The organism is Streptomyces tirandamycinicus, assembly GCF_003097515.1.
Lineage (GTDB): Bacteria > Actinomycetota > Actinomycetes > Streptomycetales > Streptomycetaceae > Streptomyces > Streptomyces tirandamycinicus.
Genome location: NZ_CP029188.1, coordinates 7,101,696 through 7,124,927 on the forward strand (window position 1 = coordinate 7,101,696; position 23,232 = coordinate 7,124,927).

Here is a 23,232-nt window from a genome sequence, read left to right on the forward strand (position 1 = left end):
GTGCCCCCGCCGGGGGGTTAGCGTCCTGCGCTGCGTACTGCGTCAAGCCGCGAAGCCGTGGGCCGGTTCACTTCCAGGGCTTCTTGCCCTTGGGGTCCGGCTCGTCCTCGTTGTCTTCGTCGGTCTCGTCGTCCGGGTCGTCAGCGAAGGGGTCGGGCTCTTCGCTCATGTCGTCGCCCAAGTCCTCGTCGGGAGTGACCACCTCGTCGGCGGTTCCGAACTGGCTGCCGTCGGTGTCGTCGGCGGCCGGGTCTTCGCCTGTCGGTGCCTGCGGCGCCTCATCGCCAGATGGGGCTTCGTTCGTGCCGCTGGTCTGCACCATGCCGGCGTCGTCCACGTCGATGGCCCACGTGTCCGGGTCGGAGTAGCGCCACACCTGGCCGGTCTCGTCCCGCACCCAGCCTGTGAGGGTGCCGTCCTCCGCCTTGTCGAGCCAGGCTTGCTCTCCGTCCTGGCCGGAGAAGGACGCGTACGCCAGGGCCGGGTCGGTCTCGTCTCCTTCGTCGTACACGTCGCCGGCCCACGGCCGCGCGTCGTCCTCCTGCGGCGGTTGGGGCTCCGGCGGCGGGTTGGCGGCCGGGTCGCCGGCGGTCAGCTCGTTGGGCTGGGGCAGCCTCTTCACGGCGTATGCGTAGTCCACGCGGCGAAGGGTCATCGCTTGGAACGCTTGCGTCTCGGGCGCTGTTAGCGTCAGCCTGCCCACTCGTTTTGCGTTCCGTGCCCGGCTCGCCAAATTTGCAACGAGTTGGACAAGGAGCTAGACAGGAGGCGAGAGTCCGGTGTCCGATGGGCACGCTTTCACCAGCCCCGCCTTGGGGTGGGAGCACTTCGGGCGAATCCGACCGCCTAGAGACCGGTCGGGTTCGCCTGATCTGCTCACCCGCCGCGGTCGCATGCCGCCCTCCGTGCCCCCCAGGTACCTGCCGGTACGACCGTACTGCCTACATCCAGGCCGCGATTGCGGCCACGATCGCCACGATCAGTCCGAGGACTGTCAGCGCGATCATGACGCGGTCAGCAGGCCGCCACTTAGGGCTGCCCTGCCGCTTCTTCTTGCGGGGCAATGTTTCCACCACCTTCCTGCGCTAGGGGACGGGAATCGCGTGCTCCATCTGGCAGCGGACCACCTCCTAGGTCGAGGTTTCCCCCACTACACCACCTCGCAGAGGTGTAGTCCACTGAGCCAAGCCTCACTTTGATCATGCTGTTGAACAGGAAGAATGCTGCTACCGGCAGCGGCAAGGCTCACTCAGCGCTGACAAGCCCGTAGCAGATCGCTAGGATTCTGCTATGTCAAAGACACAGTTGAACGCCCGCGTGCCCGAGGAGCTGGCCAGCGAGGTCCGGTCAGCCGCAAGCAGGGCCGGTATGGACATCGGGGACTACGTCGCCGCAGTGCTTGAGGCGGACCTGGCCGCAGCTTCAGGAAGCGAGGAGCTGCGCCGGGCTCGTGCGAACATGCACGCCGCAGCGGCGTACAAGAAGTGGATGGCGGCCGGACAGCCCGAGACGGGTGCGATGAGCATGGATGAGGTCTTCGGCGCGTGACGGCGATCCCGGCGCGGTTCGCCGCCAACGTAGGCGAGACGATCAAGAACCTGCCAGTGCCCGACAGGGAAGAGCTGCACAACGCCGTGCTCCAGGCGTGCGCTGATCCCTGGTCGTGGCCGCAGGCAGACAAGTACGACATGGACGAGACGGTGCGCGTCATCACGACGCGCGCCGCCATCGTCCACTACGTGATCCTCCCGGGCCCCGACCCTCACCTGTGGGTCTTCGCCATCACTCTCTGACCTCCACCACCGTCGTGTGCTCGCGCAGCAACGCGAGCACGGCGCCGGTGTCCGTGGGCTCCAGCGTGCGCCGGGGCCCGAGCGGACCGAGCAGCACCGGCTTCCCGGCGTGCTGCTCGACCAAGGCCCGCACGCGGCGGGAGCCGGTCACCGGCCACTGGCCGGTGACCTCCACGTCGTAGGCAGAGCCGTCATCCAGCGTGCCTATCACCCTCATATCCGACTCTCCTTCTACCGGGTCGCGAGCAGTCCAAGGAGGAAGGCCCGCAGGTCGTCGTCCTCGTACCAGTCGCCGGAGAACAGCGTCCCCAGGCCGAGCGGCACGACGTCGCCCGTGTCGCCCTGCTCCGTGCGGTTGCGGAACAGCCTCGCCATCAGAACGTCCACGGAGGTGCGGCGCCGCGCTCCCACCCGGCCGCTGTGGGTCCGGGTGAAGTGGAACGCCTCCTGCGCGGCCAGCAGATCCGGGTAGTGCTGCTGCAGGTGCGCGAGCAGGGCGTGCGCGGCCGTGCGGCGGCCGCCGTCCCCGAGGTCCGCGACGGTCGCGATCCGGCTGTCCGGGTCGTACCCGCCGGTGTCGCCGCCACGGGCCCCGATGAACCGGGAGTCGGCCGGCGTCAGCCAGTCGCGCGGCACGAACTGGGAGATGTCCGTGAGCGCGCGGACGGAGTCCCTGTCGCTGTCCGGGGTGGTCACCAGCGTTGCCGTGGTGCCCGGCCCCATCTCCCGGAGCTCGGCGAGGGTGTCGCGGACGGCGTCGGGGAGCGCCGCGGTGTACGCCTGCTGAAGGCGGGTGGCCTCCTGGCGCGCGGACTGCGCCTCGACGCGGGCCGCGGCGATCTCCAGGTCGGTGTCCGTGGCGCCTCCGGCCGCAGCCGCTTCCAGGTCGCGCAGGCGCCGCTCGGCCGCGTCGGCGTAGCCGGAGGCGTGCCGGACGTTGCCGTGCGGGTCGTCGCCGAGTTCCGGCGCCGCCGCGGCAAGCCGTGCAGCGACGTCGGTGTCCACGTCCTGCCCCGCTGCCCGTACGGCGGCCAAGTGGCGCAGAGCCTGCGGGCCCGGGCCGCCGTCCACGGCACGGTCCGGGGCCCAGCGAACGCCGTCCCGCACGGCCGGGAGCTGTCCGGCAGCCAGAGACGTCCGGCTCGCGGGGCGGTACCAGCGGGAGCGGCGCGAGACCTGACCGAAGCGGCCCGGCGCCGGGAGCAGCCGCGCCCAGTGGGCGACACGGTCGCCGAGCGGAAGCCCGTCGCCGTGCTCGGGAAGGTCTGCGGCCGCGGCCAGGCGGCGCAGACGCCGGGTCTCCGGCCACGACTTGATGCGCTCCATGAGGTTGCGGCGGAAGCGAGCAAGGCGTTCCCGCAGACTCCGCGTTCCGTTCCGGCCGGCCCGCCACGCCTTCGCGACGACCCTCGCCAGCCACTTCAGCAGCGCCATGAGGAGGCTCAGGAGCTTCCGGGCGATGGCGACGAGCAGGGCGAGGGCATGAGCGAACACGCCCGGCCGGCGGCCCTCCGGTACCTGGGAGGCGATTCGGCGGGCCGTCTCCTCGCGGGTCGCTGCCAGCCGCGCGGCGAGCTGCGCGACGATCGCGGCGCGCCGCTCCTCGGTCAGCTCACCCCCACGGACCGCGTCCGCCAGGGCCTCGCCGACAGCGTCATCTACGTGCCGCAGCACAGCGCGATCGACGCGGGAGTCACCATCGATGCTGTCGCCGTCACGGTCGTTGTCGGGCCGGTTGCGCAGGGCCTCCGGGATGAGTCGCAGCAGGTCGGCAGCGCGAGCGGCCAGCTCCTCTTCCGACTCTCCATCGCGCGGTTCGAGGTCGTTGACGGTGCGCAGGACCGCGCGGACAGCGTCCTGACGCGCACTGGCCGCCTCCGGGCGCAGGGAGCTCACCAGCTCATCGCGCTCGGTGTCATCGAGGTCCGCGCCGTCGATCACGTCGCGAGCCTCGTTGCGGACCCTGCTCATGGCCGACCGCAGCGACTCCGGGGTGAGCTGCGCGGCGATCTGCTCGCGAAGCTGGTGGATGCTGCCCGGCGTCGTCGTGCCCTGGATGGCGTTGTCGATGACGCCGCGCACGACCGCGTCCCCGTAGTCGGCGCGAATCCGGTCTGCCGCGGAGGGGCGGCTGGCGTCCTGGTTGCCGTCCGCCGGCGGCAGGGCCGGGGTGGGTCGGTTCCGCTCGAACACGTTGACCTGCCGTCCGCTGTGCAGTGACAGGTCGTGCATGTTCCCGTCGCCGTCCATGACGGTCACCGACATCCACCATCCGTTGCGGTGGGGCGGGGCGACGACCGTCAGGCGACGGTGGTCGTTGAGCCGGTAGCCGGCACCGGAGAGGGGTGCGTCGATGACATCGCCGACGCGCAGCTGTCCGGCCTGCACACGGGCGACAGGAACGGCCGGAGCCGCCGGATCGGACGTGGCCGGGGTGTCGCCGTCGTCGTCCTGCGCTGCCGTGGCGTCCGAACTGGGCTCGGGAAGCTGGTACAGCGACTCTCCGGAGGCGAAGGTCCGCTTGAAGCGCAGCCCGTCCTCGTCCTCGATCATGAGCGTCCGCATGCCCCCAGGGGCTTCCTGGATCTGCACGACCCGGTACGCGGTCATCGTGTCCGGGTCGAACTCGTCCGGGAGCATGAGCGTGTCGCCGACACCGACGGCGCCGATGGTGCCCGGCTCCGGCCGGCCCGTACCACCGTCGGACTCGTTGCCCGCGGCGGCGTCCAGGTGGTCGGCAGCCCGCCGCGCGGCCCGGCCCTCCGAGGTTGAGGCGTCGGCGCCTTCCCGCAGCGCACCGGCGAGCGCCGAAGCCTGTCCGGCCGTGACCGGCAGGTCGTTGGCGATACGGGCCGCGGCCTGCTGCGCCTCGGGGTCGTCGGTCGGGACCTGCCCGCGGTCGGTGATCGCGTCGCGCTCCTCCGGCGAGAGGTCGGGGTTAACCGTCGGGCCGTTGACCGGGGCCACGGCCGGGGCCGGCTCGTGGGGCACGATCGGCTCGGGGCTCTCCGGCTCGTCCTCCGGCCCGAAGTCGGGGGCGCCTCCCTCCGCGTCCACCGCCCGCCGCATCGGCGCGTCGCTGGGCACCGAAAGCGAGCCGATGTCACCAGCAATGGGGTCCTGAGTGTCGAGCGTAGTCCGCGTCCCGGTGTGCCGGATGGAGGTGATCCTCCTGGGTCGGCCGTTGCGTGGCACGAGCAGGTCGCCTTCCTTCAGCTCACCTGCGGTGACCGATTCCACCCGGGCGACCTTCGGGGGGGCCTGGCCGTCGCCGTTGGAGGTATCGCCGACGACACGAAGGTCACCGATCGGCAGCTCCGCCATCCCTTGGGGGGCGGCGACGGTGGCAGTGTCGCCGTCCACATCTTCGACGGTGCCGAGCATGTTGCCGTCGCGGTCGCTCACGATGTTGCCGGGCCGCACCCGGTGCCCGCCGGTGGTCCAGCCGTCGGGCCGGGCCGCGCCGCCGTCGGTGACGTTGAGGGACGTCGGGGCGTGGTCGTCGTCGGTGCGGTCGTCACCGAACTGGACACGGACGCTGTTCGCGCTCGCGCCGGTGACTACGCCTTCGCGGCCGTCGTCGTTGGTGACGATCGCGCCCGGGAAGAGGCCGTTGGCGTTGCGGTCGGTGGGCACGCGGTCGGCGATGCGGCCGGTGAGGACATCCGAGTCCGCGCCGGTCTGCGGCGAGCCCTGGAACTGGTCGGCGTCGTCGCGGGTGGCGCGCGCGGCCGCGGCGTCCGGCCTGACCCACACCGGCTTGCCGTCGCGGCTGTCGGGGGCGTCAGCGATCAGGACGCGGTACATGTCCTGAAGGCGGCGAGCCTGCGTCGTCGGGATCGACTTCGGCCCGTCCACGACGTACCCGGCCAGGGTGCGAGCTGTTCCCCGCTTGGTGGTGCCGTCGACCCGTACGAGGTCGCCCAACGTGAGGTCGCTGACCTTGACCCACTCCGCGGGTCGGCCGCCGACCGGTTCCGGCGCGGCCGAGTCTGCGGGCGTGGTGTCACCCTCGCTGGCAGGCTCCTCGCCCTTCGGGCGGCCGCCCTGCGTCCTCTTCCCGGCGGAAGGGTCAGCTTCCTGCCGGTCGTCCTGGTCGGACGGCGCGTTGCTGCTGTCGCCCTCCGAGGACGGCGCGTTGTCCGCTGCGCCGCCTGCGGAGGTGGGCTGCGCTTCTTCCGCCCGGTCGCCGCTCTGGTCGCGGTCTGCTGCCGAGCCAGGCGCGGCGGGCGTGCCGGCGGGCTCACGGTCTGCCCCGTTGCCGCTACGGGCAGGGGCAGTATCGCGTGGCGCTTCGCCCTCTCGGCGACCGTAGCGGTGGTCATCGAAGGGCATGTTGACGTCTTCGGCGCGGGCGAGCACGAGTCCGCTGCCATCCACGGGGATGACGAAGGTCTCTGTGTCGATGGCGTGCCGGGTGGCCTCCCACGGGTCACCGCCGACCGTGATACGCCAGGCCCTCTGTCGCTTCCCGTCGGTGGTGAGGGTGGCCTTCTGCGGCTCACCGATGACGTAGCCGGTGCGGGAGGCGGTCGCACCCGAGGAGCGGCCGCTGATCCTGCCGCTGAGGTGGACGATGTCCCCTTCGCGGATGTCGCCTGCGGGCACACGGTCGGCCCGGTCTCGTGCGCCGTCCGCGAGCAGATCGTTGAGGGCCTGGTGGGCGGCACGGTTCAGGCGAGCCTCGTGGTGCTGTGCGCGCGGGTCCTCCGGGCGCAGCACGTCCAGGTGCTTTCGGATCTCGTCGGCCAGCCACCCCGGGCCGTGGATGTTTGCCTCCTTGAGGCTGGTCGGCGGCTGCTTGTAGTGGGTGTTCAGCCAGCGCAGTTCGTCGTGCAGGCGGGCGAGGTCGTCGGCGACGTTGCCGCTCGGTGTCTCGCCGCGGCCCAGCGCGGCCAGCAGGTCGCGGAGCGCCTGGAGGCGTTCCATGTCCTCCGGGCGGTTCTCCAGAGACTCCAGGCCCCTGCGTCCGTCAAGGGCGCGACCGTCGTCCATGCTGCTCAGGTCCCGTGCAAGGTCCGGGTGGACGATGCTCAAGTCCGGCTCGCCCCGCTCCTTGTCCCGCAGGACAAGGTGGGCGATGGCCGCTTCCCTGGTCGCGAAGTGCGGGCCGCTGGAGCCGAAGGGCAGCTCGCTCCACCACACCTCTGGGTCGCCGTCGGTGTGGTCGTTCCTGTAGCGGTGCGGAGCATTCAGGTTGCCGATCAGGCGGCCGTTGCGCCACACCTGTCCACTGCGGTCCGAGCGCATGAGCGGGCCGGGGACAAAGCCCTCCTCAGCGAGGGCCCGCATCTGCTCCGGAGAGCCGAACAGCGCACGCTCGCCTTCCTCGTTGATGACCCTGTCGCTGCCGCGGCTCTCGTACCGCTTCAGCTCCTCAGCCGTGGGAATGCGGCGGCCGTCGACACTGCCGGCGTGCTGCGGCCCGTGCACCGCGTTGCCCACGTACTGCGAGGGCTCCGCCGTCGCACCCGGTGCCGCGGTGTCCGCTCCCTGTTGCCCCTCGCCCTGCGTCGTGCCCTGGGCGCCGCCCACGGCTGCGGTGCCCGCCCGGCCGCGGCTGTCATCGCCGGGGCGCCGGGGCGCGGCGTCACCGCTCTCGGTGGTGCGGCCGGGCGCTGCCGGGGCGTCCGGTCCGGAGGCCTCCCGGCTTTCATCGCTGCGCAGGTCGATCATGTTCTGCCGGGCCCGCGCGACGGCACCGGCGAGCGGCATGCCGTCAGCGTCGCTCCAAGCGCGCATGCGCTCCGGGTCGAGCACGGGGCTGGTCCAGTCGATCAGCTCGCCGTCTGCGTCACGGAGCCCCTCGTAGGCGCCTGCGAGGCGACGGGCGCCCTCACGGCCGCCGATCGCATCGCCGCTGACCTCCCAGCCTTCCAGGTGCAGGCCGCTGGCCGCGTGCCCGAACCGCCAGGTGTCACCGGTGTTGGTCCAGGTGACGAGGCCACCGCCAGGAGACAGCGTGAGGCTGTCGTTGCTGGCGAGCCCACGCAGGTACTGGGCGTGCCTCTCCGGGTCGGCGCCGCTGGGTACTGGAGCCTCGCCGGAGCGGTACCGGTTCTTCAGTGCCTCCAGACGACGTGGCTCGTCCTGGTTGCCCGAGGAGTCGCGGCCGTCGTCGTCATCGTCATCCCGGTTGCGGCCCGGGACGCGCGGAATGACCGGGCGTGCGCCGCCCGGAGTGTCGCCGCCGGACTCAGGCCGGTTGCGGTCACGGTCGCGACGCCGACGACGGTTACGGCGGCGCCGCTCGGCGTCCGCGTCGTCCTGCCCGTCCTGCCCGTCGTTCTCGTCGTTCTCGTCGTCGCGGCGGTTGCCCTCCTGCTCGTCGCGGCTCGCCGCGTCGTACGCGGCCACGAGTCCGGCCGTGGCGAGATCCTTGTCGCTCCACGTCCGGCGCTGACCGTCAGCGCTCTCAGCGTGGTAGTCCGTTGGGCTCTTCCCCCAGTCGTGGGCGATCCGGCCGACGTCCACTCCATCGACGCTGACGCTCCACTCCTTCTTGCTGCCGTCGTTCGCGACCTCGGCGACGTCAGCGCGGGCCACCAGAGCGGCCACGCGGTCGGGACCGCCGAGTTCATACGTCTCGTGGTCCTTCGGCAGCCCCCAGTTGGTGAACACGTCCGTACGCGCCCGGTGCTGCGCCCTCTTGCGCACTGCCGGCTCGGGCTTCTCCACGAGTACGACCCACTCCTCGGCTCCCACCGTGTGGGAACCGCGGTCGGAGTCCAGTGAGACGGAGCGGATCTCGCCTTCGCGGCCATTCCGGTGCGTGTGGATGACGTAGTGCGGCGGCTCCATCCCGTCAAAGACATCGGCCGTGCCTCGTCGCGCAGAGCTCACCGTGTGGAAGATGTGTCCCTCGCCGAGTTCGGAGCCTCGCACCCAGCGCATGCCCCTGGGCAGCTCTGCTTCACCGATGCGCAGCTCGCCGGTTCCCGATCGGGCATCGGCAGCGGGGATCATCGGCGCGCCGAGGCTCTCCCGCCGGCCGTTCTCCCAGTGCATGCCAGCCCAGTTGCCGCTGTCGTCCTGCGTGGCCCACCCGGCGAAGGCCGCCCAGTAGGCGCGAGCGTCCGCGACAGCGGCCTGGAGAGGGCGGAGGGCTTCGGGAAACTCGCCACGAATGCCGTAGGTCGTCTGGTCGGGGTTGTCGCCGCCGACGACGCTGACGAGGAAGTCCTCTGCTTGCTGCTCGGAAAGGCCGTGCTCTTCAGCCCCGACGCGGGCACGCGCGACCTGCTCGCGCACCAGCTCACGGACCTTCTGCGTCCTCTCCTCAGCGAGCTGGTTCCGAAGCTCCAGGGCCTTCTTCCGGCCGTTCCGGGTGGCGATGCGGTCGACCAGGAGGGGACGGAGGTCTGCGCGCAGCTCCTCGCCCGCCTTCTGCACGGAAGACCTCAGTTCCTCGACAAGGCCAGCGAGGTACTGGCGTGCTTCCTGCGGGACTTCTTCCAGGCTTCGCCGGGTGTTCTCGTCATACTGCGCCGAGGGCTCGACATCGGCCATCGTGGAGATCCAGAACCGTACCTGCCAGGGGTCGGCCGTGGCCGTCCAGCCGTCGCCGTTGTGGGCGAGCGCCCGGTCGAGGTACACGTTGCGTACCCCGGCCGGCTGCGGCTCCGCCCACACACCGGCCCACTCTCGGATCGGTTCGGCGCGGCCGCTTCGATCACCGGGGAAGCTCAGCAGCGGCTTGCCGTGCTCGCCTGCGAGCGCGAGAGCCGCGGCGTGCCCGGGGTTGTCGAAGTCTCCCTGGCGGTACCACTGGTCACCGACGGAGCCGTACAGGTCGTGGTCGGCGCGCCAGGCGTCCCCTCCGGTCCACTCCGCATCGCTGTGCAGGAGGGAGCCGATCCGCTCTCCGTCGAGGTAGACGGAGCGCCGGACCTCGTCCCTCTGGAAACGGCTCTCGGCGGGGATGGTCTGGACTTCGCCGACTTCCACGGGCTTGCCGTTGTGCTCGCCGACCTTCTCGCGGATCTCCTCCGGGCCGTTCCCGACTTCGGTGTCGGCTGCCTGAGCGGCGTCCGGCGCCGGTGCGTCGCCGCGCCGGCTGAACGGGTCGGGCTCGCCGGGCGGGGGCATGGTCGCGGAGGCTTCCAGCCCGCGGGCCTGCCAGCGCACGCCTTGGGCCAGACGCCGGTACAGCTTCTCGCGGCGGCGGCCGTCCGCGGTGCTCAGGTCGAGAGCGTCGGCCTCTTGGTCGATGGCGTCGGCTGCGTACCGCATCTGGTTCGCCGACACGGGCCCGCTGTAGTAGTTGTTGGCCACGTGCCGCAGGTCCGCGTCGTCGCCGTTTGCCCATCGCTTGGCGAGATCCCCGAGCTCACGGAACTGGGCCTTGGTCAGCAGCGTGCCGAGGATTTCGCCGCGCATGTCCTCCGGGCGGGTCACGCCACGGCCGTGGGAAGGGTCGACGTTGGAATCCGCTTGGTAGGCGGCTGACCAAGCTGCCCCCTTGATGGAGCGGTACAGGCCGTTCTCGCCGGTGCCCTCGGAAATCGCAGCCGCAGGCGTCCTCGGGCCGCCGCCGCGGGCATCCTGCGCCTTCCAGGTGGATGCACCCTTGGGGCCTCGGGCCCGAATCCAGGCGACCATCTCGCCGTCCCGCATGATGGCGCCGTGGCCGGCGTCCACGTCGAGGTTGGCCAGCCGGTAGCCGTCCATGCTTTCGATCGGAGCACCTTCGCTGGTGGCAGCAGCGGCCAGCCACGCGTTCTCTCGCTCACGCTTCGCGCCGGCTTCCGCCTTCCTGTCCAGCTCGGCGGCCGACGCGTCCTGGCCAGGCCGGCGCAGCTCGGCGAGGGCGATCGGGCGCATCCCGGAGTCGGTGTCGACCAGAGCGAAGCCGTTGTCGGCTATGTGCCGGATGGCGCCTGCCCCGTGCTGCGGGGTGAGCACCTGGTCCCCCTCGCCCCACGAGCTGGTGTCGGCGTCCGGGGCGTTGTCCGGCTTCGGCGCAGGCGTGGGCGCATCCGGCGCGTTCGTCTCATCGGAGGGTGCAGGCAGCTTCTTCGGAAGTGTGAGGCCTTGGAACTTGGCGGATTTCCTCACGTCACGACGGCGAAGCGCTTCCTCGGCGAGCTGCCGCGACTCCTCAGTCTCGTCCAGGACGACGAGCTGCCGGGGGTCGTAGCCGAGGTTGACTCCCCCGATCGTGGCCAGGTGAGCGGTGTAGAGCCTCGTGCTGCCGTCTTCGCCCGTCCCCGTGGCCATGACGAACCGCTTGCCCCACAACAGGTCAGCCCACGAACCCTCCCTGATCGCATGGCCCGGCTGGATCTCCTCTGGCGAGACAGCCCGGAATCCCTCGGGGAGGGTGTCCGCCCACGTCGGCCGCGGAAGGGGAGAGCCGTCATCCGCACGCACCGCGATGAAGCGGTCGGCATACCAGTCGGGGTCCGCCCGGAACTCGTGTCCGGCGTCATCGCGCAGGATCGGGTTCCCTGTGGTCTTCACGACCCGGGCGGTAACGGTCTCGCCGTCGTCATTTCGGTAATCGACGTAGTAGCCGACCTTGTAGCGGATGTTGAAGCGCCGCCGGTACTTCTCCAACTCGTACGGGGTGGCGCCGGGGCCAGGCGGCACCTGATCCCCCGTGATGATGTCGGCGGCCGGGGCGGGCACGGCCGGGCTGCCGGTGGGCTCCTCGCTCTGGGGTGCGGCGGCGCTGTCGGCGTTCGGCTGACTCTCCCGCGCTGCTCGGGCCGTGTCTTCGCCAAGCACGGCGTCGAGCTCCTCGTCCGAGGCCACGTCAAGAAGCGGCCGGCCCTGTCCGTTGCGACGCTGAACCTGCGCGGGGCCGATCTCCTGCCGCTTGCCGCCCACGCCCGGCTCGTCGCTGGTGCTGAGCACGCTGAGGACCGGCGGGTCGATCTCGGAGACGACGCCGATGTTCGGGGTGCCGTCTTCCTCCTGGAAGTCGATCTCGTCGCCCGGCTGGAAGTCGCCGAGCTCGAAGTCGCGCCGGTACTCGCCCTTCGGCGGCTGGGTGGGGTCGTCGTCCCTGACGGCGCGGAACACCCAGCCGAGGGAGCCCGGGTCGAGTACCTCGGTGGCCCGGGTCACCGCGACGTATGCGACGCGCAGCGCCTCGTCGTCCGGGATGGTGTCCCAGTCGATGTTCCCGTCGTCGGTCTCCTCCGGGCCCGTGAAGTCGTCAGCGATGCGGACTCGCTCGGACTCTAGGCCCTTCGCCTTGTGCGCGGTGGTGACGAGCACGTCGTGCTTCTCGTGCTCGGGCACCAGGCGGCCGCGGCCCTCCTCGGTCTCGGTCTGCGGGTACACCCTGGCGAGGTGTGCGTCGATACGCTCCTTCGCCTCTTCCAGGGACAGCTTGTTGTCGACCTGGTAGTTGATCGTCCTTCCGTTCTTGGTGAAGGACTCGGTGCGCTTGCCCGCCTGGTAGTAGAAGCGCTTCGTGTTCGCGTCGTACGTGATCCGGCCGACGCCGTTGGTCCTGTGGCTGCGGAACCACTCGCGAAGGCCTGCGGCCTCTGGGTCGTTCCAGTCCATGCGCACCCAGACGCGATCTCCAACGAGCTCCGTCTCGGCGGGGCGGGCTCCGGACGACAGGAGAAGGTCGATGTCGTCGCCGTGCTTCTCCAGCAGGGAGAACAGCGAGGCGAGCTGCTGTAGGTCGGGGTCGGTCTTGACCTCCTCCAGGATGTCGTCGTACGCCATGCCGTTGAAGCGCGCCAGCTCGGCATGGTCAGTGTTCTCGCCGGCGGCGAGGGCGCGCGCGGCCAGCACGAACTCCTGCAGCGCCTTCACGCCGCCGGACACAGCGACGGTGCGGCCTGCGGCAAGTGACTGCACCGCCGCCAGGGCAACGCCCGCGTTGGTGCGAGCGATGACCATGGACTCCTCGCCCGGCTGCAACTGGCCGAGGTGGGAATCCTTGCGGTCGTAGCCCCTCAGTCGCATGCGGGTGCCCAGCAGCCGCAGGAACCGGTTGCCGACGTCGGCGACGGCCGGCCCGAAGCGGAACGACTGGGTGAGGGTGGCGCGGGCGTCCACGGGCAGCCGTGTCAGGGCGTCGCTCGCGCCGCGGAAGCCGTAGATGGCCTGGTTGGAGTCGCCGACCGCGACGACCTGGACGCCCTGGTCGAGAGCGGCGCGGACAACGCCCTCCATGACCGGGTTCACGTCCTGGGCCTCATCCCAGAACAGGGTGTCCGCGTCGAGCTTGTACCCGCCGAGCGCCCACTGCTTGACGATGTAGTCGAAGTCCATCGTCAGGTCTCGCTCGGGGTCGCCGGCCTCGGGGTCAGTCAGGTTCGCCCACATGCGGTCGGCGAGCGGCTTGACCGCGTTGAACAGGTCCCGTCGCTCTTCCTCGGTCTTCGCGTTGACGTGCTGCGGGCCCATCTCCGCGTCCGCGGACTTCGCCCACTGCTGGAGCATCCGCTCGGCGACCGTGGCCGCGCCGCCCGGGGACAGCTCCCGGCCACCGGCACGCACCGTGTCGTACCAGCGCATCCGGTCGGCGATCTGCTGCGCGTTGAGCTTCTTGAAACCGCCCTTCTTGTTGCTGGGCAGGCGGTCGTTCAGGCGCCGGTCGGCCACGCGCGCGGCGTACGCGTTCGCCGTGGAGGCGAGCATGTTCTTCGCGTATTCGCCACGGGCCTGCGCCTCGCGGGCCTCGGCAGCAACGCTCCTGTTGAACGCCAGGTAGACGATCTTCTTGCCCGGCATGCGGTGGCTGAGCATCTTCAGCGTGGACGACTTGCCGGTACCGGCGAGCGCCATCACCGCCATGTTCAGGCCGCGGCGGGCCGCACCCTGGATGATGATGTCCTGCTCGTCGGTGGGCGGGTACGACTCGTTGGCCGCGGCCGCCGCGTCGATGCGCTCCCACTCCTCGTCGGAGTAGCCGCCCGGCTTGGCCGCGGGCAGGTCTTCCACCCGCGTGACAAGGTCCTCGACCTCGGCGTTGTTGAGGCCGTAGCCCTCCAGTCGGTCCCGGACCACCGAGCCGCGGGAACGCTCGACCAGCTTGCCGTTGTCGTCGTACTCAGGCTCGGGCGTCCAGCGGCGCCGCTCCTCCTCCTGGAGCTCGAACAGACGCTGCTCCATACGGCGGCGGCGGGCCAGGTCGAGCCGGTCCGTGGAGTCGGCGAACCCGGAGAGCTCCTCCTCCAGGTCGCCGATCGCGTCGGCCAGCTGCTCGTCATCCATGTCCGTCGCAGAAGGCTGCGGCGTCGGGCGGCCGGCCGGTGAACTCCGCTCCGGCCGGGAACCCGCCGCCGGCTGCTGCTGCGAGTCTTCGCCCGCGGCGCGCGGGGATGCCTCCCGCGGGCGGTCCGCGGGAGCCTGGCGGCCCGAAGCGGGGGCTTCGTCTCGAGACCCCGTGCCCTGAGTGGGCGCCGGTGTGGGCGCAGACTCGGCGGGCTGTTCCTCGGTCTCGGGGGCCTTGGTGGTCGGCTCGCTGGTCTCGGACGTCGTCGTGGTGCCCGTCTCGCCCGGACTGCCGGCGCTCTCGTCGCTCGTCCCTTCCTCGGCGAGCCCGTTCAGTTCGGAGCGCACCTTGGCCGGGTCAAGGGTGACGGTGCCCTCGCCGGTCTCCGGCCCCCGCGGAGAAGCGGCCTCCCCTTCGCGCTGCTCCGCGGTGGTGCTGTCCGCGGGCTGCGAGCGGGCGCGCCGAGCCCGCTCGGTGGTGAGCCGGGCGTGCCTGTCGACAGCCGCGTCATCGGCCGTGCCCTGGTTGATGGCCTCCTCGATGCTGCTCAGCTCGCTGTCGAGTTCACTCTCGGACAGCGACGACGGGCGCGGCCGGCCGTCCTCCCGGACCGCGGCCTGCTGCGGTGCCGGCTGCTGAGCGGTCTCGGCGCGCTTCGGCTTCTCGGGGGCGGGCTTGAAGGTGCGGGCGCGCTCCTGGTCGGCGAGGGCCTTCAGGACTCGGGTCTCCTCCTCGACTTCCTTCAGCCGCTTCCTCAAGCCAGGGTCGGCCTTCTCGCCGGCCTCATGGATTCGCTCGCGGAGCTTCTTCGCCTCCTGGTGGTGCATGACCATCTCGGTGAGGGCCTGGACGCGCCGCTCGGTGGAAGCGACCTGCTCCTCGAAGGGACTCTGCCCCTCCTCCAGGTGCGACTCCGCTTCCCGCTTCGTGACGCGGGCTTGGTCGAGTTCCTTCTGCCGCTTCTCGATGTCGGCGTCGAGGGACTTGAGCAGGTTCTCCAGGGACTGGATCGCGCCGCGGCCCGACGTGTCGTTGATCTTGCGGGCCGACCAGAGGCCGCGGGTGTCCGGGGTGGCGGCGTTCGTGTACGACGGGGCGTGGTCCAGGCGCAGCCGGACCATGCGGTTGCCGTCGGCGTCGTACTCGACCTCGGCGAGGAAGTTCACGCCGCCGATCTCGCCGAGCGGGACGGTGGCGCCGTCGCGGTGCCGGGTGTCCTTGGCGATGTCAGCCATGCGCTGGCCGAGATCCTGCGCGGCGTCCGCGCGGCTGTCGTAGGAGACGCCGCCGATCGTCGCCTGGAAGTTGTCGCCGCTCACGTCCTGGCGCTGGGCCAGGGCCTCCCGCATCTCGGGCAGGGCCCGCTCCAGAGACTCGATACGGCCGTCGAGGCGGGCGATGCGGTCGCGGCGCTCCTGCTGCTGCTCGTACCAGTCGGCGTTCTGCCGCTGGAGGTCCACCAGCTCGCCCTGCGCGAGGGCACGCTCGGCGATGGCGGGGTTGCCGGAGGCGATGGCCTTGAAGGTGCCCATCGACACCGCGTCGTCGCCGATGTCCTCCATCTCGCGGGCATTGAAGTCGCGGCGCGCCATCTGGTTGATGAAGACCGCCTTGCGCTCCAGCGTGCCCAGGCGGAACTCATCGAAGGTGCCCTCGGTGATGTAGTACATGATCCGCACGTCGTCGGGCGTGCCGTCGACCCCGGGGACGTTGAGGTTGCCCTGCCGCTCGACACGGCCGTCGCGCTGCGCCATGTCGGCGGGCCGCCACGGGAACGACAGGTGGTGCAGGGCAACGGCACGGTCCTGCACGTTGGTGCCGGTGCCCATCTTCTGCGTCGAGCCGATGAGGACGGCGATCTTGCCGTTGCGGGCCTCCTCGAACAGCTTGGCCTTGGCCTTGTCGTCCTTCGCCTCGTGGATGAAGCGGACCTTCTCCCGGGGCACACCGGCAGCGACCAGCTCGTCCCGCATGGCCTCATAGGCGTCGAACTTGATCTTGCCGGTGGAGCCGGGGGTGCCCTCGTCAAGGAAGACGAGCTGGAGGCTGCCAGGCAGCTCCTGCGGCGTTGCGTCCTTCGTGGACACCGGGTAGACGGTGTCCTTGTGCTCCTCGTAGATCCTGGCGATCTGCTCGGCGGCGGCCTCCAGCTTGCCGCCCTCGTGGCCGGAGCCGCCCTGTAGGCGCATGTCGATCGCGGCTCGGGAGGCGAAGCCGATGGCCTTGAGGATGCCGCCCGGCTCCCTGATCCAGTCCTCGTCCTGCAGCGATTGCACGTACCGGCGCTGCTCTACCGACGAGGGGATGGCGATGACCTCGCCGCGGCGGCCGTTCTCGCCGGCGCGGACCGGCGGAGTGGGCAGGTTCAGGTCGGCGGCGGTCTGGATGTCGGCGAAGGTGCGGTACCCCAGCAGCAGCTCGGGGACGTTGAAGAACCTCGCGAACCGTGCCTTCTCCCGGTAGTCGCCGCTTCCGTCGGCGGCCAGCTCCAGGCTGGTGACGACCTCGCCGAACGTCGCCGCCCAGGAGTCGAAGTCGTCAATCCCCGCCTCTTCGAGGATGTGCGGGGCCAGGTAGCGCATGAGGACGTACGCCTCGGTGACGCTGTTGGCGATCGGCGTGCCGGTGGCCAGCGACGCGACCCGGCCGGAGGCGTTGTGCTCTCGCAGGTAGCCCAGCGCCATGTGGAGCTGTGTGGCCTGGCTGGAGCCGCTGATGGCGGCGCCGGGCAGGTTCGAGACGGTCCGCAGGTTCTTGTACTCGTGCGCCTCGTCCACGAACAGGTAGTCGATGCCCGTGTTCTCGAAGAAGATCCCGCGCTCGTCCTTCAGCGTCTCCAGGCGCTCCTTGAGCTTCTCCTCCTGGTTGGCGAGGGTCTGCTCCATCTGCTTGAGCGAGGGGTCGTCGCCGTCCCGGGCCTTGATCTTCTCGATCTGGGAGCGCAGGAGCGCGAGCTCCTTGTCCATGTACGCCTGCTGGGTCTTGGGCGTCATGGGGATGGAGTTGAAGGCGTCGTGCGTGAGGACGACCACGTCCCAGTCGCCGCCTGCGATCTTCGCGATGAACTTGCGGCGCTTCTTGTGGTGCAGGTCCTTCCGGGAGATCGCGAGAACCTTCGCGCCCGGGTAGAGCTGGACGGCCTCGCGGGAGAACTGCTCCAGCATGTGGTTGGGCACCACGATCGCCGGCTTGGACGCCAGGCCGGTGCGGCGCAGCTCCATGGCGCCGCCGACCATCGTGGCGGTCTTGCCGGCGCCCACGACGTGGCCGAGGAGGGTGGTGGGCTCTTGCGTGATGCGTCGGATGGCCGCGTTCTGGTGCGGCCGCATCTGCCAGCCGGTCTTCACCCCGGGCAGGGTCAGCGGCGTCTCGTCGTAGTCGCGGAGGGCGATGGAGTTGAACTTGTCGTTGTAGATGCGGCCCAGGCGCTCAGCGCGCTGCTGGTCGGCCATCACCCACTTGTTGAACTCCTTGGCCATCTCCTTGGCCTTGTTGCGGGCCGCAGAGGTCGCCTTCTGGTTGACGTACGTCTTGGTGGAGCCGTCGGGGAGCTTCTGGCTCTCGGTGATGGTGATGAGCTTCTGGTGCAGCAGCGAGTCGAACAGCTCGTAGGCGTTGCGGCCCTTGACGCCCCACACGGTCCGGGCGATCTCGCCCTTGTCGCTGCCGTCCACGGCCCACCGGTTGCCGCCGAAGTGGGTCACGCTGGCGTCGGACAGGCCGAGGTGGCGCAGGAAGCCTTCGTAGACGTCGATCGGCACCCACGGTGCGCCGATCTTCACGCGGATGTCGGCGGCGCGGATGTCGCGGGGCACGACCCGCTCCAGGGCGGCGACGTTGACCGCGTACTTGGGGTCCTCGGCGGCCGCAGCGCGGGCCTCGGCGAGTTTCTGCCGTACGTTGCCCGACAGGTAGGCCGCTCGGGACTCCAGCCGGCCGGTGGCCGGGTCATCGAAGGCGAGGTCTGCGAGGGCTTCGCGGGCCGCGTCCTGGTCCATGCCGAGCAGCCGGGCGACGGTCGGCAGCTCCAGGCGGCCGCCGTCCTGCTCCAGCGCGATTGCGACGGCGTCTTCGGGGGTGTCAGCGCGGTCGGGGATCTCCCGGGGCTGGAGAACGCGCTCGGTGAGGATGTTCAGCTTGCGGGGGGCCTTGGCGTCCGCGTCCCACCGGTCGAGGCCGAACACCATGTGCCCGTCCGGGTCCTCTTCGAACAGCGCCAGGGCCGTGGGGAGCTTCCACTCGTCCGGTACCTCCTTGAGGCCTTCGGCCTTGCGGCGCGCCAGGGCCTCCGGGGGCGAGAACTGGCGGCGCTGGCCCGGCTTGTTCGGGGAGGGGTGCTTGCGTACGTAGGCGTCGTAGGCGCGGTTCAGAGCCGCGCGTGCCTCGCGCATCTCGTTGGTCTCGCCGGTCTGCCGGGTGGAGGCTTCCAGCTCGATGAGCCGGTTGGAGAGCCCTTTGAGTTCCAGCAGGCGGCCCAGCTGGGCGCGCTGTCCGGGGTGGACGTCGAGCTCGACCCAGTTGCCGTCCTCGACGGTCATGAACGAGTCGCCCTCGCCGCGGGCGATCGTGCCGTCGCGGGCGTCGCCGGCCAGGTTCAGTGAGAGGGCGGCGTTCTGCTGGGAGGCGTCGTAGCCCTTCCCGTCGGACTTGGCGTCGGCCGCGATCCGGCCGAGGGCGGCACGCAGGGACACGAGGGTGTTGCTGTCACCCCTGACGGTGAGGTCGTGGTCGGTGAACTGGCCCCGGCCGACCGCCAGCTGTCCGAGGATGTTCTTGGGGTTCTGCTGGAAGTAGTCGTTGACCGCGTGCTCGTGGCCGTCGATGTTCGTCTTGCTGGCCGTCAGCCAGGAGTCGTCGCCCCGGCCGTGCCTGTACTCCGACGGCTCACGGCGTCGGAACAGCAGCAGGTCGGTCACGACGTGGGTGCCGGCTGCTCGCTGGTGTGCGCCCTCGGGCAGACGCACCGCGCCCACCAGGTCGGCCATGTCGTACATGGCGCGGCGGGCCGAGTCGTCCTCGGAGTCCATGGTGTACCGGGAGGTGACCAGGGCGACGTATCCGCCCGGCCGGACCCGGGCGAGGGACTTGAGGATGAAGTGGTCGTGGATCGAGTGGTGCCGGCCGGGGTTGTCCAGGGGGTCGTGCAGCTTGTACTTGCCGAACGGCACGTTGCCGACGGCCAGGTCGAAGCTGTCGGGCGGCAGGCGCAGATCCTGGAAGGGCTGGTTGATGATCTGCGCGTCCGGATAGAGCAGCTGCGAGATCGCGGCCGAGGTCGGGTCGAGCTCGATGCCGACCATCTCGGCGCCGTCGGGGGCGTGCCCGATGAAGTTGCCGGAGCCGGAACCCGGCTCCAGGACCCGGCCACGGCGGAATCCGAGGGAACGCAGCGCGTCCCACACCGGCTGGATGAGAGCGGCATCCGTGTAGTGGGCGTTGAGGGTGTTCTTGCGGGCTGCGGCCCATTCCTTGTCGTCCAGCAGCGCGCGGACCTCGGCGCGCTCCTCCGCGAAGGACTCCCACCGCTTCAGGGCACGGGCGTAAGCCTCGGGGTTCGGCTGCCCGTCCTCGTCGCGGAACCGCTTGTCTTGCGGGTTGGGCTTGTCGGAGAGGACGACGGGCAGCGCACCCCAGCCCGACCAGCGGGCGAGGATCTGCTGCTCCTCCTCGGTCGCCGGCCGGTTCTCCGCCTGGATGCGGCGCAGCGTCTGGACGGCGGCGACGTTCGCCTTCGCCTTCCCCCGCTCGCCGGACGGTGCGAGGTCCTCCTGAGATCCCGGCCGGAACCGGGGGGCGTCTACGTCTGCGGCAGCGTCTCGCCCAGCTCCAGGTGCTCCGTCCCGGGCTCCTTCGGCAGGAACACTTCCTCGTTCAGCACGATCTCCGTCGCCTGATTGCGCGCCTGCATCCGCGACGCCATCACGTCCTGCGTCGTCTCCTGCGGCAGATCGCGAAGCAGCTGCTCGGCGAGATCGCCGATTCGGACGAGCACCCGGTTCCCGAGCGTCTCGAAGAACGCCGTCTGCTCCGCCTCGCTGCCCAGGGACTTCAGGGCTGCCGGACGGTACGTCTCCCAGTGCCTCCGGGCCTGCCTGCCGTACTTGTTCACTGCGATCTGCTCCTGTGTCGGCCGGCTGCTGGCTCGGCTGGTCGCGGGTGGGCTTGTCATCAGGCTTGCGCTCTGCGAGGCGCGCTTCGGCGCCCATGAGATTGTTGCGGGCCTCGGCGAGCTCGTTGAGCCAGTACCGCTTGGAACTCTCGTCCAGGCCGTCCTGGCGGCCGCGGATGGCCTGCTCGACCTCGGCCAGGATCTCACCGAGGTCGGCGGCGCTGTCGGCTTCGCCGTCGCGGACGGCGTCGATGAGGGCTCGGGCCCGCTCGATCTGGCCGCTGGATGTCTCGTCGTCCTGGAGGGTGCCGCGCTGCGCGAGGATCATTTGGTCGAGGACGATGTCCAGCTCGGCGGCGGCGATGTTGCGCTGCTGCGACCGCGGCCGGTCCTCGCCGCTGGTGCTGCTGGCGCTGTCCGGGGAGGGCGTGCCCTCCGCTTCGGCACGCTCCTGGTCTGCGTCGATGGCCTCGCGGATGACGTTGCGCGCGTTGCCGATCCGCTCTCGCAGGTAGTTGCGCTCACTGGCCGGGAGCTTCCGCTGGCGCGCGGTCTCCCGGTCCAGCTCTTCGAGGGCGGAGTCGAACTGCTTCAGCCGGTGCTGAATCTCGTCGTCGTCGGCGACCTCAGCTGCGGAGAGCATGCGGACGAGCGGCCCTCCACGTGGCGCGTCGTCCATGCTCTGGGCGGCGCCGGCCCAGGTGAACGCCTCGTTCATGGCGGCCCGGGCCGCGTCCATCCGGCTCTGCGGCTTCTCCGTCCTCTCCTCATCGCCGGTGTCGGCGGCGGCTGTCTGGGGCGAGTCCGCAGCGTCCGGCTGGGCAGCCTGCTCGGGGGCCGCGGACGCGGCCTGACGTTCGGCTTCCTCCTGGTCGCGGCGGCGGTTGTACTGGACGGCGGCGAGGCCGTCGTTCGCGCCGCGCTCGCTGTCGAACCGGCCCGCGAGGTGCCAGATCGCCTTCCCGGACCGCTGGCCGTCCTTGTCGCGGAACTCGCTGAGCTCGGTGTTCAGCCGGGGGCCGCCCCAGTCGACGGTCCGGCCGTCTTCATGGCGCAGGTTGCTGGCCAGGAACAGGGTGAACCGGTCGGCGGTGTCGCGGTCTGCGAATTTTCCGTAGGAGTGGATGCCGCGGGTGCCGAGCCCAGACAGGGAGCGGCCGGTGCCGGAGGCCCGCACCTCGAAGCGGAACTCGTCGTCGCGGTTGGTGCGCTCGATGATGGCGAACCCGCGGTGGTCGGCCAGGTGGAGCTTGATGGTGGGGTCGCTGGCGAGCCTCCGCATGACGTCGCGCTGCGATTCGGGGACGTCGTCGCTGCCGCCGCGCTTCCAGAACTCGCGCAGCTCCTCGTTGTTCTGCGGCCGGCCCCGCTCGTCCCCGAACGTCGATGCGCCGACGTGCCCGACGGCGATGCTCGAGGCGGGGGCGCCGGACTGTTCGGCGATCTGCTGGGCTGCGCGGGCCTGCGGGGTGTCCAGCTGCTCCGGGGTGGCTGGGGCGGGCTGAGTGCGGGAGGTCGCGCTCTCCCGCTTCTTCGCCGCTCGGTCGGCAAAGGCCTGCCGGGACTCGCCGGAGAGACGGCGGGCCAGGTCCATGCCCTGAGAGGTGTTGAAGACGTCGAACGCGTTCGGGTCGTCCCAGTCGATCAGCTTGCCGTCGAGTTCCGCGGTCTCCATCCGGTTGGCGAAGTCCAGCGCTTCGGCCTTGCGCGAGGTGGTGACCATGCGCATGCCGGTGTCGTTGTGGATGACGGCCCAGCCGTACGGGCCGTCCGTGGGCTTCTTGGCGGGGAGCTTGCCGATGGTGAAGTGCCCGTTGCGGGAGAGCTGCGGCTTGTCGAGCTGGTCCATCAGCTCGGGCATGGCCGCGTTGTGCTTCTGCTGCGCATCCTCGCTCTTGCTGAACGGCCGCAGCTGGCCACCGGCCCAGTGGGCGCGTACGTCGTCCAGGGTCTTGAAGCGCCGGTTGGGGTCCCGGCGGCGCTGCGGCTTGGCTGCCACAGCCTTCTTGGCGGGCTTGATGGCCTGCGGCTCCCACGCATTGCCGTGGGTGCGGTTCGCGCGCGGGCGAGGGATGGGCTTGTTGCCGTGGGCCTCGAAGCGGGTGTGTGCCAGCTCAAGGGCGTCGGCCAGCGTGGCGGCGGCCTCGGCGATGTCGTCCTTCCCGGCTTCCTCAGCGCGCCGGGCAAGATCGTCGGCCGATTCCGCGAGGAACGGCAGGTCGTCGATCTCGGCCGGGTTCACCTGGTCGTTCGGGTCCGCGTTGACCTGGATCGCGGAGGACAGTTCGCGGCTCAGATCCTCGTATGCGGAGCGGGCGTCATCGTCGTCCCAGTCGTCATCCCACGCCTGGTCGAGCGGCTGCATGTAGTCGCTGACGAGCTCTTCGGTGGCCGCTTGGGCATGGTCGCTGTCGGTGAACCGCCGGCGGCGCTCGTCACCCTTCGCCTTGGGCCCAGGGGCGCGGAGCGCGCTTCCCTGGCCGTGACGGTGCCGAGCCCTGCTGCGCCCCAGGCCTCCGGAGATGGGCAGTGCGTCGAACCTGGCCGTCTGGGGGTTCTCCTCGTCGGCCTGGCCGTCCTGGAAGACACGGCCGCGAGGAAGTACAGGGTCATCGTCCTCGGGCTCGGGCCCTTCGCCGAGGTCTACGCCCTCGACGTCCTCCCCGATGTCCTCGCCCTCGTCGTCCTTGTCGTGCGGGTCGTCGGGGGTGTCGCCCTGGTCGCCCTCGTCGTCATCGTCAGCGCGGCCCGTGCCGCGCCGCGGGTCGGCGGTACGGCGCTCGTCCTCGTCGCGGACCTTCTTCTTGCTCTTGGTCGGCTTGCTGCCGTCGGGGCGGGCGACCATCGTCAGCCGGGAGGCGTGGACGGTGGACCTCTCGCGGGTGGCCACGTTCTCTACGAGGACGTTCCGGCCGCCGAGGGCACGCACGACGCGCGCCATGCCGCCGCCCCACAAACGCGCGATGCCGCCGGTCTCAATGAATCGGCCCTTGGAGTCCCGGGGGTGCAGATCAGGGTTCCAGGGGCGGCGGGTCCGCTTCGCTTCGAGGCGGGCGGCGATACGGTCAGCGGCGTTCGTGATCTGCATGCGGCGGACCATGCACACCCGAGGTGGTTAACGTCGCGCCCTCAAGTCCGCAGGCCGG

The 23,232-nt window shown here is 70.7% G+C and carries 6 protein-coding genes; 2 read left to right on the plus strand and 4 right to left on the minus strand.

The annotated features are described in order from the left end of the window. Nucleotides 1-67: 67 nt before the first annotated feature. Nucleotides 68-640 (minus strand): hypothetical protein, encoded by a 573-nt coding sequence (locus DDW44_RS30780; RefSeq protein ID WP_108908570.1) that lies wholly within the window; start codon nt 638-640, stop codon nt 68-70. A 301-nt stretch (nt 641-941) separates the two neighbouring features. Beyond that, complete coding sequence (locus tag DDW44_RS33295; RefSeq protein WP_279634823.1) at nt 942-1,073, minus strand: hypothetical protein; 132 nt, start codon at nt 1,071-1,073, stop codon at nt 942-944. A 217-nt stretch (nt 1,074-1,290) separates the two neighbouring features. Between DDW44_RS33295 and DDW44_RS30785 the strand changes: the two genes are divergently transcribed. Together DDW44_RS30785 and DDW44_RS30790 are read left to right on the plus strand one after the other, a co-directional pair. Next, nucleotides 1,291-1,548 (plus strand): hypothetical protein, encoded by a 258-nt coding sequence (locus DDW44_RS30785; RefSeq protein ID WP_108908571.1) that lies wholly within the window; start codon nt 1,291-1,293, stop codon nt 1,546-1,548. Between the two features lie 56 nt (nt 1,549-1,604). After that, complete coding sequence (locus DDW44_RS30790) at nt 1,605-1,793, plus strand: hypothetical protein (RefSeq protein WP_146207072.1); 189 nt, start codon at nt 1,605-1,607, stop codon at nt 1,791-1,793. Here the strand turns inward: DDW44_RS30790 and DDW44_RS30795 are convergent. Together DDW44_RS30795 and DDW44_RS30800 are read right to left on the minus strand one after the other, a co-directional pair. Beyond that, the gene (locus DDW44_RS30795) at nt 1,783-2,010 is read right to left on the minus strand and encodes a hypothetical protein (RefSeq protein WP_108908573.1); all 228 of its coding nucleotides are present in this window, start codon (nt 2,008-2,010) and stop codon (nt 1,783-1,785) included. The genes DDW44_RS30790 and DDW44_RS30795 overlap by 11 nt on opposite strands. 14 nt (nt 2,011-2,024) lie before the next feature. After that, nucleotides 2,025-23,174 carry a UvrD-helicase domain-containing protein gene (locus tag DDW44_RS30800; RefSeq protein WP_146207073.1) on the minus strand — a complete coding sequence of 7,050 codons (21,150 nt, stop codon included), beginning with the start codon at nt 23,172-23,174 and terminating at the stop codon, nt 2,025-2,027. Between the last annotated feature and the right edge of the window lie 58 nt (nt 23,175-23,232).